A 14,253-nucleotide genomic window follows, 5' to 3' on the forward strand; every position below is an offset into this window, starting at 1 on the left:
CTTGCGTTGTCGACGGGCGCTAATGTAGGAGAAACTGATCCCAGCGTCAACACTCTTTTTACGCTTTCAGTTTGTTTAGCTAAACTTGCAGCAATTTGCTGATTTCACGCACAATAATCAGCTATTTATTCTTCACCTGCCGCCGAGAATGGCCGATAAGAAACTTGGAACTGTCGTCTGGTTTGTTATTTGAGCAAATTATCCATTTGTAGATTAATATTCCACCGTTTCGTTATGTCGTATTGCCAATGTATTCATTAATACTGGATTATTAGTCAAATATGCCGCTAAATGGAGTGACGAGCGTGTGGGGATTTTTGCAAGGAAACATCAACGTCCGCGCCGCTTACCGCGCTATTGATGCCATTTCCTTATCGGTTGCACCGGCTCTCCGCCGCGTGTAGCGAAGGCGTAGGGCAGATAGCGCAGACAGGGATAAAACCATCAAATAATAATGCAGTAGAGGTTTGCTTTGACTGACTCAGATTCCACACTGGCGGCGTCGTCACGCCATGTTGCCCCTTCCGGCGCGGGAGCGCTGTTCTTTATCCAAATCTTCGCTACGCTAGGCTTTGCCGTGCTGTACTCCACGCTGGTGCTGTATGCCACCAAGCGTCTGGGGTTCAGCGAAAGCAGCGCCAACGCCATGATGGGCGTATTCGGCGCGTTCAACTATGGCCTGCACCTGTTCGGCGGCTACCTGGGCGGACGCTATCTCAGCAACCGCAACCTGTTTGTCCTGGGGATGGTGCTGCAGGTGGCGGGGTGCGCGACGATTGCTCTGGCCGGCGTCTGGGGGCTGTATTGGGGGCTGGCGATGTTCCTCACCGGCAGCGGGCTGAACGTCACCTGCATTAATATGATGCTGACGCAGCGGTTCAAGCCCGAGGATGACCGGCGCGAGATGGCGTTTTTGTGGAACTATGCCGCGATGAACCTGGGTTTTTTTGTTGGCTACAGTGCCGCCGGCTATTTCCAACTGACGGAAAGTTACCGCACGCTGTTTCTGTTCGCCACGCTGGGCAACGCCGGGGCGATTATCGTTGCGGCGCTGCGCTGGCGCATGCTGGCCGATATCAATACCCCATTGCTTGATACGACGCCGTCGCAGTATCGCCGTCGGTTGTTGGCCGGTCTGGCGGTATTAGTGATTCTGGTGCCGGTGATTCGTCTGATGCTGACCCATGCTGAATTCAGCGGTTACTTTGTGATTGGCCTGGGATGCGCCATTTTCTTGCTGCTATGTCTCGTTACGCTACGCCATCATCCGCGCGATGAGCGTCGGCGGATGAGCGCCTACCTGATTCTGGCCTTGGGATCGCTGGTCTTCTGGATGCTGTATCAGCTGGCGCCGATGGGGCTGATGCTGTTTTCGGAGCACAATATCAATCTGAACCCGTATGGCATCCATGTTGCCCCGCAGTGGATCCAGAACATCAACACGCTGGTGATCGTCATCGGCGGCCCACTGCTGGCCTGGTGGTTTAACCGCCTGCGCGCCCGCGGCTGCAAGATTGATATTCCCCTGCAGTTTTCCGGCTCCTTGTTCTGTATGGGGCTGGGGATGCTGGTGCTGCCGCTGGGCATCAGCCTGGCGGGCGGCGACGGACTGGTGGCGTTTAAATGGATCGTTATCAGTTACGTGTTGCAGAGCATTGGCGAATTGCTGATTTCGCCCATCGGTTACGCCATGATCGGCAAGTTGGCGCCGGCGCGTTACCAGGGCGTCATGATGGGCTGCTGGATGATGGTGACCGGCGTCGGCTCAGTGCTGGCGGGCTATGTATCCGGCCTGATGCCGGAAAACAGCGGCAGTACGCCGTTGTTAACCAACCCCGGCTACAGCCATGTCTTCAGCATGCTGGGGTGGGGAGCGGCCGGCGTGGGCGTGGTGCTGTTGATCCTGATACCACTGCTGCGCCGCCTGATCCAGCGCGTCTGACGGCGCAGCGGCACTAGCCTGAGCGAAACAGCCCCACTGGTCGGGGCTGTTTTTATTTGTCGGTTTTACTCTTGCATCTTCTGACGATTCACGGAAACCTGAGGGGACAATAACAGCGAACAAGCAGGAGCCTCTCTTACCATGAACATTATGTTTTACCATCCTACGTTTAATGCGCAGCAGTGGCAGGCGGGCATGCAGCAGCGTTTGCCCGGTTCCACGCTGCGCATCTGGCAGCCGGGGGACGATCGTCCGGCAGACTATGCGCTGGTCTGGCTGCCGCCGTATGAAATGCTGGCCGGGCGTCATCAGCTGAAAGGCGTGTTCGCCCTGGGAGCCGGCGTTGACGCCATTTTGCAGCAGGAGAGGCAACATCCCGGTACGCTGCCGGCGGGGGTACCGCTGTTACGGCTGGAAGATACCGGTATGGCGCAGCAGATGCAGGAGTATGCGCTGAGTTACGTGCTGCGCTATTTCCGCCGTTTCGATGAGTACCAGCGGCAGCAGCAACAGGGAGAGTGGCAGCCGCTGGAGCCGCATCAGCTACAGGATTTCACTATCGGTATTCTCGGCGCCGGCGTGTTGGGCAGGGCGGTGGCGCAAAAATTGGTGGACTTCGGCTTTAACGTCCGCTGCTGGAGCCGCAGCGCCAAGCAGATTGACGGCGTGAGCAGTTTCGCCGGCGAGGCGCAGCGGCCGGCATTCCTGGACGGCGTCAAGCTGTTGATTAACCTGCTGCCCAATACGCCGGAAACCCAGGGGATCCTCAACGGTGAGATGTTTGCCCATTTAGCGCCGCAGGCTTATCTGCTCAACCTGGCGCGCGGCGCGCATCTGGTTGAGGAGGATCTGCTGGCGGCGCTGGAGCTGGGGCAGATTAAAGCGGCGACGCTGGATGTCTTTGTGCAAGAGCCGCTGCCGCCGGCGCACGCCTTCTGGCGTCATCCCGCCGTTACCATCACGCCGCATATTGCCGCGATTACCTTGCCTGAACAGGCGATGGATCGGGTTGCCCAGAATATTTTAGCGATCGAAGCCGGAGAGACGCCGACGGGAATTGTGGATATTCGCAGAGGTTATTAATGAGCCGGTTAACTGCTATGCTAAGGCGCAACCGCGCCCGCCGTTTGCGCATGGCGGCTGACCCACGAATAAGGAGAAGCAATGTACCCCGTTGATTTACACATGCATACCGTTGCCAGCACCCATGCCTACAGCACGCTGCATGATTATGTCGCCGAAGCCAAGCAGAAGGGCATCCAGCTGTTTGCCATTACCGACCACGGCCCGGATATGGCCGATGCGCCGCACTACTGGCACTTTATGAATATGCGCGTCTGGCCGCGGTTAGTGGACGGCGTTGCCATTTTACGCGGCATTGAAGCCAACATTAAGAATTTGGACGGCGATATTGACTGCACCGGCCCGATGCTGGATGCCATTGATGTGATTATCGCCGGTTTCCATGAGCCGGTGTTTGCACCGCAGGATCGGGCTGCCCATACGCAGGCGATGATTGCCGCGATGGCGCAGGGCGATGTCCACATCATCAGTCATCCGGGCAATCCGCGTTATCCGATTGATATCCCGGAGGTTGCCGCCGCCGCTGCGCGTTATAATGTGGCGCTTGAGCTGAACAACTCATCGTTTACGCATTCACGTAAGGGCAGTGAAGCCAACTGCCGGGCGATCGCCGCTGCGGTGCGTGATGCCGGAGGCTGGCTGGCGCTGGGCTCAGACTCGCATATTGCCTTTTCGCTGGGAGGTTTTGAGCACTGTGAACGCATCCTTGCCGAGGTTGAATTCCCGCAGGATCGCATCCTCAACGTCAGTCCGCGTCGTTTACTGAACTTTCTTGAGCAACGCGGCAAACCAGCGATTGCGGAATTGGCCGATCTGTGACATCGTCACGGAAAAAATTTCCGCCTTTGCATAGGATTTCATCATGAATGAGTTTTCCATCGTCTGCCGCGTGCTGGGGACGCTGTTTTACCGTCAGCCGCAGGACCCGCTGCTGGTGCCGCTGTTCAGCCTGATTCAAGAGGGTAAACTGCAGCAGCACTGGCCGCTGGAGCAGGATGAATTGCTCCAGCGTTTACAGCAAGGCTGCGAGCCGCACCTGCTGGCTGCCGACTTTAACGCGTTGTTCGTTGGCGCTGAATGCAGCGTATCGCCGCTGCGCTCAACCTATGTTGAGGGGGCGACGGAAAGCGAAGTGCGCAGTTTCCTGCAGCAGCGCGGTATGCCGCTCGGCGAGGCGCCGGCGGATCACTTCGGCTCGCTGCTGCTGGCGGCATCCTGGCTGGAAGATCAGTCGCAGGAAGATGAGGCGCAGGCGCAAATTACGCTGTTTGATGAATATTTGCTGCCGTGGTGCGGACGTTTCCTCGGCAAGGTTGAAGCCCATGCAACCAGCGGTTTTTATCGCACATTGGCGATGATTACCCGTGATGCATTGCAGGCGATGCGCGATGAACTGGCGGAGTATGAAGAGCAGGAAGGCTCTGAAGACGACGAGCAGGCGTAAAACCTGTCAGGCGCAGCGGTTGCTGCGCCTTCATGCGCTGAATTTAATCAGTAAACGGAATCACCAGTTCGCCCGGCTTCACTTCCAGCCCTTTGGCCAGTTTGCGCGCCATGGCTTCGGTTTTGCTCTTGTTCGGGTCCAGCACATAGGCCGGTTTCTGGTTGAAGTAACTTTTCAGTGACTGATTCAGATAAGGCGAAATCGCCTTCATCACGGTATCCATTTTTTCCGGCTGCACTTTATAGTCGGTCAGCTCCATATCTTTCAGGAAAATGGCTCCTTTCTCACGGTCATAGGTCGGCTGCGCCTTCAGCGTCAGCTGCATGTCCGCCTGCTGTGGCCCCAGAATCGAGGTGATGTCCACTTTGGCATTGCCGGAAAGGGTAACCTTGCCCGGTTCGCTGCGGCCGATCTGGCTCTGCAGCTGCGTCAGCACGATATGCGCATCCACCAGCCCTGGCACGCCGATCTGCTTCTGGTAATCATTATGTTTCTGCAGGTAGTCATTAACTTCCTGTTCGCTGAGCGTGTACTGGGTCAGCTTGTTGCAGCCGGCTAGCGCGCCGACAAACATCAGGGCGGCTGCGCCCATAACCATCTTTTTCATACGTGCCTCATAACTACTGCTAATAAAAATGCCAATAATGAATTGATTATCATTATAAACATGCGCGCATTCGCAACCCAAGCGATAAACCCCGCGCGCGTTGATAGTGCGCGGGAATCGGCGGTGCGCCTATCGGATAACGCCGAATCTCCTGCTTCTCATCGCCGCAGCCGCAGAACCAGAAGGACGATGCCGCCGATGCAAGCCAAACCGCCGAGCAGCGGAAACAGCGGCACGCCCCATAAGCGTGGGGAGACGTGCATCAGGTAGGGCGCCAGGCCCAGCGCAAAGGCGGCGGTGACAATGGCGATAGCCAGCGTCACCGCCGCACGTTCCAATGCTTTACTCAGCTGTGAAAGATTGCTGACGTTGATGTCGGCATTGAGCTGGCCGCGCGTCAGACGCCGCAGCAGCAGGCGCAGGTTTTGCGGCAGTTCATCACTGGCATCCAGCGCGTCGGCACCCAGCGCAAACATGCGCTGACGCAGCGCTTCCGGCGCGTAACGCTGCAGCGTGAGCTGTTGCAGCATCGGTTTCAAGGTGCTGATAATGTCAAAGTCTGGATCCAGCCGGTGCAGCACGCCGTCGGCGGTGATCAGCGCTTTAAACAGCAGCGCCAGATCGGGCGGCAGCGCCAGCTGGTGTTCGCGGGACATCGCCAGCAGGTCGGTCAGCGCTTTGCCGAGCGTTAAGGTGCCGAACCCCTGTTTGTCCAGATAGTTCTGCGCCGCCAGTTCCAGATCCTGCACGTCGGGGTTATTGCTGTCTGACCAGGCGAGCAGCGTGTTGACGATGCCTTCGCTCTGCCGCTCGGCAATTGCCTGCAGCACGCGCAACAGCTGATTGCGCCGCGTTGCTGACAGTTGCCCGACCATCCCGAAGTCAATAAAACCCACGCGGTCGCCGTCAAGCGCCATCACGTTGCCGGGGTGCGGGTCGGCGTGATACAGGCGGTGTTCCAGCACCATACGCATAAACGCCTGCGCGCCGCGCTGTGCCAGCAGCGGGCCGTTAAAGCCGGCCTCCGCCAACTGCTGCGGGTTTTCCGGCGCGATGCCGGGCAGAAACTCCTGCACCAGCAGCCGTTTACCTGACCATTGCCAGTAAATTTTCGGGATCTTCACCTCTGGCCGATCGCTAAAGCGCTGCGCGACCTGTTCGCAGTTATTCCCTTCGTGGGTCAGATCCAGCTCGTTATTCAGCGCGGTGGCCAGCGTCTGCACCATCTGCACCGGGCGATAGCGCGCCAGCGCCGGGCTTTGCTGTTCCACCGTTTCGGCCAGATAGCGCAGCAGACGGACATCGGCCTGAATGGTTTTTGCCAGGCCCGGACGCAATACTTTGACGATCACCGCTTCGCCGCTGTGCAGCCTGGCGCGATAAATTTGCGCCATGGATGCCGCCGCCAGCGGTTGGGTATCGAACTGCGCAAAGATCTGCTGCGGGTCGCCGCCCAGATCGGCATGCACCTGACCGGCCAGCGTTTGCCAGGGCAGTGTGGACGCCTGACTGTGCAGCTTGTCCAGCTCGCTGGTCCAGCCGGCGTCGAGCAGATCGGAGCGGGTCGCCAGTATCTGGCCGAATTTGACAAAGGTCGGCCCCAGCGCTTCCAGCGCCGCGCGCAGACGTTCGGGCAGTGAAAGCGGGCTGTCATCCGTCTGCGGGGTGCCTTTGCCGGCGGTTAGCAGCGGGCTTAAACCCAGCAGACGCACCACATCCTGTAGACCGTAGCGGATCAGCACCGCAGAAATTTCAGCCAGCCGCGCCCGATCGCGCGCGGTGACGAACACCATTTTCAGCATCTGTGCGCTCCTCCTTTGACCGCAGCGGCGGTGATTACTGTTCCATATTCAGCAGCAGCGGGATATCGCTGCGTTCAGCCATGCGGTTACGGTAGGCCTCAACCGGCTCCGGTAGCGCAACGCCGGCGACGATGGACAGCGAACGCAGCAGCGGGAACAGGTGTATATCGTCTTCCGACAGCGTGCCGTTGACCGCCTCCGGCGAGACGATCAGCGCCGCCAGCGCCGGCAGATCCTGCTCCAGACGGGCGATAAGGTCGGCGCTGTTCGCCAGGTGTTGGGAAAAGTCGCCGATCGCCGCCTGTTTTTTATTAATAAAGTACTGACGGGCGCTGTCGGTGGCGAACTCTTCAAAGTCGGCCTGGGCGAAGCGCGGCAACAGCAGCTGCGGCGTATATTCCGCAGTCTGCGCCAGCCATTCGCCGATAGCCGGGTTGCTGGAGCCGGTCAGCAGCGGCTTATCGGCCAGCCGATCGATATAGTGCACGATGTCCATGCTTTCCGGCAGATAGCTGCCGTCATCTTTTTGCAGAATAGGCGCCATTTTTTTACCAATCATGGTGGTCGGCGTGATTTCGTCGTCGTTAAGCAGGGTGACCAGCCGCACCGGCTGACCTTGCAGACCGAAAATCATGCGCGCCTTAACGCAGAATGGGCAGTGATCGTAGATAAACAGTTTCATACTCGCTCCCGTTGTCAGGTGATTGCCGCAATAGTTAGCACAGCTTACGGATGCTGTCGCCCGCTATTCTTGCCGGAAGATGCCTAATAGGCGTAACCCACCGTACCACGGCAGGTTGCGCCTGGGGGAGAGGTTATTCTTTGGCGGGAATGGAATTGAAAACGTCAATCAAATGCTGGCGGGCCTGCTCTAAATCGACTTTATCGCGCTCGGTGGCGGCGTTAACCTGCTGAAGCTGTTCAATCACATCGCTTTTCAGCGCGTTGTCATCCGCCAAAATACGCGCCAGAGCTTTCTCCATCAGCGTGGAGCGGGCATAGATCATACGCAGGTTCAAAACCATATGTTCCAACAGCTGGGGCAGGTGATTGTTTTCTTCGGACATGCTGACGACTCCTGATGTGAATGTACTACCAGAATAGCAGTTGATATAAATATTGCTGATTTTCTGGTGACTTAGCGCGTATTTTACGTCTGTTTGCCGAAGCGTTGACCACCTGTTTCCGGATGAGGTCGCCGAAATAACGGGAGCATGCCGACAAAAGCGCGGGAAAAAAAACTGACCGCTTATTTACTGAGCGCTTGGGGTTTTACCTGTGAGGCAGGCTACGGTTATATTCAATGACGGGAAATACGGTTTATGCCGCTTGATGCATAGGGCGCAGTTCCATCACTCTCTTTTTATCGAACCGTTCCGAATAGCGGGGGAAATGATGTTCGGCTATCGCTCTGCATCACCAAAAGTACGTCTTACCACCGATCGCCTGGCCGTCCGTTTAGTGCATGAGCGCGATGCCTACCGCCTGGCGGATTATTACGCGGAGAATCGCGCCTTCCTCAAACCCTGGGAGCCGGTGCGTGATGAAAGCTATTGCTATCCTTCCGGCTGGCAGGCGCGGCTCGGCATGATCACGGAAATGCAAAAGCAGGGCAACGCCTACTACTTCATTCTGCTTGATCCGGATGAAAATGAGGTGCGCGGCGTTGCGAACTTCAGCAATGTGCTGCGGGGCTCTTTTCATGCCTGTTTCCTTGGCTATTCACTCGGTGAGAAATGGCAGGGACAGGGATTGATGTATGAAGCGCTACAGGCGGCGAACCGCTATATGATGCGTCAGCAGCGTATGCACCGCATTATGGCGAACTATATGCCGCATAATCAGCGCAGCGGCGCGCTGTTGGCGCGTCTGGGCTTTGAGCGTGAAGGATACGCCAAGGACTACCTGCTGATCGACGGCACGTGGCAGGATCACGTGCTGACCGCGTTAACCAATAAAGAATGGCTTCCGCCACGTTGAGATAACGATAATGAAATATCAATTAAGCACGCAAGAGGCGCGGGTGATCGGCTGTCTGCTGGAAAAGCAGGTGACGACGCCGGAGCAGTATCCGCTGTCATTGAACGCCATCACATTAGCCTGTAATCAGAAAACCAACCGTGAGCCGGTGATGGCGTTGAGTGAAGGCGAGGTTCAGGAGGTGCTGGACGAACTGGTGAAAAAACACTTTCTGCGCACGCAAAGCGGTTTTGGCAACCGGGTGGTGAAATATGAGCAGCGTTTCTGCAATTCCGAATTCGGTCAGTTGAAGCTCAGCGACGCGGAACTGGCGTTGGTTGCCACCTTGCTGCTGCGCGGTGCTCAGACGCCGGGCGAGCTGCGTACGCGCGCCGCGCGGCTATATGATTTCAACGATGTCGCCGAGGTAGAACAACTGCTGCAGCAACTGGCCGGGCGGGAAGACGGCCCGTTTGTACAGCGCCTGGCGCGTGAACCGGGCAAGCGTGAAAGCCGCTTTGCGCATTTGTTCGGCGCCGAACAGGCGGTAGCGACCGCCGCCGTCGAAGATGAGCAGGAAAATATGTCATTAAGCCAGCGCGTCGCCGTGTTGGAACAGCAGGTCGCGGCGCTGACGCAGCAACTGCAGCAACTGACGGCGGAGGGGCGGGATGACTAAGCTACGTATTGGTGTGGTCGGCCTGGGCGGCATCGCGCAAAAAGCGTATCTGCCGATCCTCAGCCACGCGGCCGACTGGCAACTGGTGGGCGGCTTTTCGCCGAACCGCCAGAAGGCACAGCCGCTGTGCGACAGCTACCGGATGGCCTGTTTCTCCCGCCTGGATGAACTGGCGCAGCAGTGCGATGCGGTTTTCGTACACAGCAGCACCGCCAGCCATTTCAGCGTAGTGAAAAGCCTGTTGGAGCAGGGCGTGCATGTCTACGTTGATAAACCGCTGGCGGAGACGCTGGAGCAGGGCGAACAACTGCTGGAACTGGCGCAGGCGCGCGGTAAGGCGCTGATGGTCGGCTTCAACCGCCGTTTTGCGCCGCTGTACGGGCAGTTGCAGCAGCAGATGCGCCAGCCGGCGTCGATCCGTATGGATAAGCACCGTGCCGACAGCGTAGGGCCGAATTTGCTGCGCTTCACCCTGCTGGATGACTATCTGCACGTGGTGGACACCGCGCTGTGGCTGGCCGGTGGCGAAGGCAAACTGCTGGGCGGCCGGCTGAGCGCTAATGATGCCGGTGAAATGCTGTATGCCGAGCATCATTTCCGCTGCGGTGAGACAATGGTGACTACCAGCATGCACCGCCAGGCGGGCAGCCAGCGGGAAAGCGTGCAGGCGGTGACCCGCGGCGCGGTGTATCAACTGGACGATATGCGCCAGTGGCGGCGTGAAGACCGCGACGGCGTTCTGGAGCAACCGGCGCCCGGCTGGCAGACCACGCTGGCCCAGCGAGGTTTTGAGGGGGCGGTGCGTCACTTTATTCAGTCGGTGGCAAATCAGACGCCGCCGCAGACCGGAGGTGAACAGGCACTTTACGCCCAGCGGATGATTGAACAGATACTGCGCGACGCGGATTTGCCGGGTAACCCCATGTAACATATGGCGTTGGCTATTCTGCCGCGGATGCGTAAACTGAAGCCGTTTCTTGACTGACGCCTGCTGTTGCAGGCGTTGATATTTACACGTAGTACTCACCAGAAAAACCACATGAACCTACTAAAATCACTGGCGGCCGTCAGCTCGATGACGATGTTCTCCCGGGTGCTGGGCTTTGCGCGTGACGCCATTGTCGCACGCGTTTTTGGCGCCGGGATGGCGACGGATGCCTTCTTCGTGGCGTTCAAACTGCCGAACCTGCTGCGCCGTATCTTTGCCGAAGGCGCGTTCTCTCAGGCGTTTGTACCGATCCTCGCCGAATATAAAAGCCAGCAGGGGGAAGAGGCGACGCGTACTTTTATTGCCTATGTCTCCGGCCTGCTGACGCTGGTGCTGGCGCTGGTGACGGTGGCCGGGATGCTGGCGGCGCCCTGGGTGATCTATATCACTGCGCCGGGCTTTACGGATACGCCGGACAAATTCGCCTTAACCTCGTCGCTGCTGCGCATTACGTTCCCCTATATTTTGCTGATTTCGCTGGCGTCGCTGGTGGGGGCGATTCTCAATACCTGGAACCGCTTTTCGATACCGGCGTTTGCGCCGACGCTGCTTAACGTCAGCATGATCGGTTTCGCCCTGTTCGCCGCGCCTTATTTCAATCCGCCGGTGCTGGCTTTGGCCTGGGCGGTGGTGGTCGGCGGCGTACTGCAACTGGGTTACCAATTGCCGCACCTGCGCAAGATCGGTATGCTGGTGCTGCCGCGCATCAAGTGGCGCGACGCCGGCGTATGGCGGGTGATGCGTCAGATGGGGCCGGCGATCCTCGGGGTGTCGGTCAGCCAGATTTCACTGATTATCAACACCATTTTCGCCTCGTTCCTGGTGTCTGGTTCGGTTTCCTGGATGTATTACGCCGATCGCCTGATGGAGTTTCCTTCCGGGGTGCTGGGCGTGGCGCTGGGCACCATTTTGTTGCCGTCGTTGGCAAAAAGCTTCGCCAGCGGCAATCACGATGAGTATTCCCGCCTGATGGACTGGGGGCTGCGCCTGTGCTTCCTGCTGGCGCTGCCGAGCGCGATTGCTCTGGGTATTCTGGCTAAACCGCTGACCGTATCGCTGTTCCAGTACGGCAAATTCAGCGCCTTTGATGCGGCGATGACGCAGCGTGCGCTGGTGGCTTACTCTGTCGGCCTGATGGGGCTGATCGTGGTGAAGGTGTTGGCTCCCGGCTTTTATTCGCGTCAGGACATCAAAACGCCGGTGAAAATCGCCATTGTCACGCTGATTATGACGCAGGTAATGAACCTGGCCTTTATTGGTCCGCTGAAACATGCCGGGCTGTCGCTGTCGATCGGTTTGGCGGCTTGTCTGAACGCCTCACTGCTGTACTGGCAGCTGCGTAAGCAGGATATTTTCCGTCCGCAGCCGGGCTGGGCGCTGTTCCTCACCAAGCTGGTGGTGGCGGTGCTGGTGATGTCGGCGGTGCTGGTCGGTATGCTGTGGCTGATGCCGGCCTGGGATAACGGCAATATGCTGGAGCGCCTGCTGCGCCTGGCGGCGGTGGTGGTGGCCGGCGTGGTGGCCTACTTCGGCGTGCTGGGCGTGCTGGGCTTCCGGCCGCGCGACTTTGCCCGCCGCGTCGCCTGATGCGGCATCATGGGCGCGGCACGCCGCGCCTTAGCCCGCGCTGGCGGGACAATAAAAAAGGGTCGCCTTTGGCGACCCTTTTGCTATGCGGTGTTCGGCAATTACATCCGCTCGACGGTTTCGATCCCCAGCGTATCCAGACCGGTTTTCAGCGTCTTGGCGGTCAGCAGCGCCAGTTTCAGGCGGCTCTGGCGCGCTTCTTCGCTGTCGGCGTTAAGGATCTGGCAGTGCTCATAGAAGCCGGAGAACAGGCCGGCCAGATCGTACAGATAGCTGCACATCACGTGCGGGGTGCCTTCGCGCGCCACCACGGTGATAGTCTCTTCAAACTGCAGCAGGCGAGTTGCCAGCGCAATCTCACGCTCTTCGGTCATCGCCAGCGGCAGCGTCAGATCGCTTTCGTCGACGCCGGCGCGTTTGAACACCGAGGCCACGCGGGTATAGGCGTATTGCATATAAGGCGCGGTGTTGCCTTCGAAGGACAACATGTTGTCCCAGTCAAAGATATAGTCGGTGGTGCGGCTTTTTGACAGGTCGGCGTATTTGATCGCGCCGATGCCGACGGCGTTGACCACTTTTTGCAGTTCATCGGCCGGCATATCCGGGTTTTTCTCGGCGATCAGCTTGCCGGCGCGCTCAATGGCTTCATCCAGCAGGTCGGACAGCTTGATGGTGCCGCCGGAGCGGGTTTTGAACGGCTTGCCGTCTTTACCCAGCATCATGCCGAACATATGGTGTTCGAGAGATACCGAATCCGGCACGTAACCGGCTTTGCGCACGATGGTCCAGGCCTGCATCAGGTGCTGGTGCTGGCGGGAGTCGATGTAGTACAGCACGCGGTCGGCACCCAGGGTTTCGTAACGGTATTTGGCGCAGGCGATATCGGTAGTGGTGTACAGGTAGCCGCCATCCTTTTTCTGGATGATGACGCCCATCGGGTCGCCGTCTTTGTTTTTGTATTCGTCCAGGAACACCACGGTAGCGCCTTCACTTTCCACCGCCAGCCCTTTGGCTTTCAGATCGGCCACAATACCCGGCAACATGGCGTTGTACAGACTTTCACCCATGACATCATCTTCGGTCAGCGTGACATTAAGACGGTTATAGGTGATTTGGTTCTGCGCCATGGTAATGTCCACCAGCTTGCGCCACATTTTCAGGCAGTAGTCGTCGCCACCCTGGAGTTTAACCACGTAAGCGCGCGCGCGCTCCGCAAACTCGGCGTCTTCGTCGTAGTGACGCTTGGCTTCGCGGTAGAACTGTTCCAGATCTGACAGCCCCATCTCATTGGCGCTTTCATTCTGCATTTTTTCCAGATAGGCAATCAGCATGCCGAACTGCGTGCCCCAGTCACCGACGTGGTTGGCGCGAATCACTTTATGACCGAGGAAGCTCTGAGTACGGGCGGCGGCGTCGCCGATAATGGTGGAACGCACGTGACCGACGTGCATCTCTTTCGCTACGTTAGGCGCCGAGTAATCGATCACGATCGTCTGCGGCGCGACCGGCGCAATGCCCAGTTTTGGCGCGCGCAGCACGGCGTCGGCCTGCTGGGCGACCCACGCGGCGTCAAGGAAGATATTGATGAAACCCGGACCGGCGATTTCGACCTTGCTGGCGATGCCGTCCAACTGAAGCAGTGCGACGACTTTTTCTGCCAGTTGTCGTGGCGGCATGCCAAGCTTTTTGGCAACGGACATGACGCCGTTGGCCTGATAATCACCAAATTGCGCTTTAGCAGATTGACGGACCTGTGCTTCGCAATCGGCAGGCGCGCCTGCGGCAATCAGCGCCTGGCTGACTTTATCTGAGAGAAGTGCCTGAATATTCACCGGGATACCTTAAATGACAAATGCAAAGACGCCAGTTGCGCCCCTGCGGATTCAACGGTGGCTCTATAGGGGGACTCACGTCCGCAGCCAACCACAAAACAGCCCATAATTGTAACCGATTGATGACGTCACGTCAGCAGTTGCGGCGGTGGCGAGATATAAAGTCTGCAAGGGAAAAGGGGGGCGGAAAACGAAGGACGTCACCCACAGCTTCCGCAAGTGGGTGGACGGATTCACCGGTGTTGTTATCTGGATGATAAAAAGAGTACGGGAGAGATTCCGTTACTTCTTGCGACGACGACCATCGAACGCACTGCCACGGCGCGTTTT

At 58.1% G+C, this 14,253-nt stretch carries 13 protein-coding genes; 8 read left to right on the forward strand and 5 right to left on the reverse strand.

Translation table 11 applies throughout. The annotated features are described in order from the left end of the window. Positions 1-472 precede the first annotated feature (472 nt). From HF675_RS10590 to HF675_RS10605, 4 genes are all read left to right on the forward strand, one after another. The gene (locus HF675_RS10590) at positions 473-1,942 is read left to right on the forward strand and encodes a peptide MFS transporter (RefSeq protein ID WP_105231426.1); all 1,470 of its coding nucleotides are present in this window, start codon (positions 473-475) and stop codon (positions 1,940-1,942) included. A gap of 141 nt (positions 1,943-2,083) precedes the next feature. Beyond that, positions 2,084-3,025, forward strand: coding sequence for a glyoxylate/hydroxypyruvate reductase GhrA (gene ghrA, locus HF675_RS10595; protein ID WP_105231425.1), 942 nt, complete (start codon positions 2,084-2,086; stop codon positions 3,023-3,025). 81 nt (positions 3,026-3,106) lie between these two features. After that, complete coding sequence (locus HF675_RS10600) at positions 3,107-3,844, forward strand: phosphatase (protein ID WP_105231424.1); 738 nt, start codon at positions 3,107-3,109, stop codon at positions 3,842-3,844. A 43-nt stretch (positions 3,845-3,887) separates the two neighbouring features. Further along, positions 3,888-4,469, forward strand: coding sequence for a molecular chaperone (locus HF675_RS10605; RefSeq protein ID WP_105231423.1), 582 nt, complete (start codon positions 3,888-3,890; stop codon positions 4,467-4,469). Between the two features lie 43 nt (positions 4,470-4,512). On the opposite strand, the gene HF675_RS10610 is transcribed toward HF675_RS10605, so the two are convergent. From HF675_RS10610 to HF675_RS10625, 4 genes are all read right to left on the reverse strand, one after another. Next, positions 4,513-5,076: a lipoprotein gene (locus tag HF675_RS10610; RefSeq protein ID WP_105231422.1), complete on the reverse strand. Its 564-nt coding sequence runs from the start codon at positions 5,074-5,076 to the stop codon at positions 4,513-4,515. Positions 5,077-5,234: 158 nt separating this feature from the next. Continuing rightward, on the reverse strand, positions 5,235-6,878 hold the full coding sequence (locus HF675_RS10615) for an AarF/ABC1/UbiB kinase family protein (RefSeq protein ID WP_187044576.1): 1,644 nt from the start codon (positions 6,876-6,878) through the stop codon (positions 5,235-5,237). A gap of 34 nt (positions 6,879-6,912) precedes the next feature. Continuing rightward, a complete protein-coding gene (gene grxB / locus HF675_RS10620; RefSeq protein WP_105231420.1) occupies positions 6,913-7,560 on the reverse strand; it encodes a glutaredoxin 2 in 648 nt (215 codons plus the stop codon). 133 nt (positions 7,561-7,693) lie between these two features. After that, complete coding sequence (locus tag HF675_RS10625) at positions 7,694-7,945, reverse strand: hypothetical protein (protein ID WP_105231419.1); 252 nt, start codon at positions 7,943-7,945, stop codon at positions 7,694-7,696. Positions 7,946-8,273: 328 nt separating this feature from the next. Here HF675_RS10625 and rimJ point away from each other — a divergent pair, with 328 nt between their 5' ends. The 4 genes from rimJ to murJ all read left to right on the forward strand — a co-directional run bounded on the left by rimJ (position 8,274) and on the right by murJ (position 12,091). Continuing rightward, positions 8,274-8,858: a ribosomal protein S5-alanine N-acetyltransferase gene (gene rimJ / locus HF675_RS10630; protein WP_105233388.1), complete on the forward strand. Its 585-nt coding sequence runs from the start codon at positions 8,274-8,276 to the stop codon at positions 8,856-8,858. Positions 8,859-8,868: 10 nt separating this feature from the next. Then, complete coding sequence (locus HF675_RS10635) at positions 8,869-9,516, forward strand: DUF480 domain-containing protein (protein WP_105231418.1); 648 nt, start codon at positions 8,869-8,871, stop codon at positions 9,514-9,516. After that, entirely contained in the window at positions 9,509-10,444 is a 936-nt protein-coding gene (locus tag HF675_RS10640) for a Gfo/Idh/MocA family protein (protein ID WP_187044577.1), read from the forward strand. The genes HF675_RS10635 and HF675_RS10640 overlap by 8 nt, the downstream gene beginning before the upstream one ends. A gap of 111 nt (positions 10,445-10,555) precedes the next feature. Then, positions 10,556-12,091 carry a murein biosynthesis integral membrane protein MurJ gene (murJ, locus tag HF675_RS10645; RefSeq protein WP_105231416.1) on the forward strand — a complete coding sequence of 512 codons (1,536 nt, stop codon included), beginning with the start codon at positions 10,556-10,558 and terminating at the stop codon, positions 12,089-12,091. 101 nt (positions 12,092-12,192) lie between these two features. Here murJ and argS read toward each other — a convergent pair whose 3' ends face one another. Continuing rightward, positions 12,193-13,923: an arginine--tRNA ligase gene (gene argS, locus HF675_RS10650; RefSeq protein ID WP_187044578.1), complete on the reverse strand. Its 1,731-nt coding sequence runs from the start codon at positions 13,921-13,923 to the stop codon at positions 12,193-12,195. Positions 13,924-14,253 lie beyond the last annotated feature (330 nt).

The organism is Serratia sp. JUb9, from assembly GCF_014298095.1.
Classification (GTDB): Bacteria; Pseudomonadota; Gammaproteobacteria; order Enterobacterales; family Enterobacteriaceae; genus Serratia_B; species Serratia_B rhizosphaerae.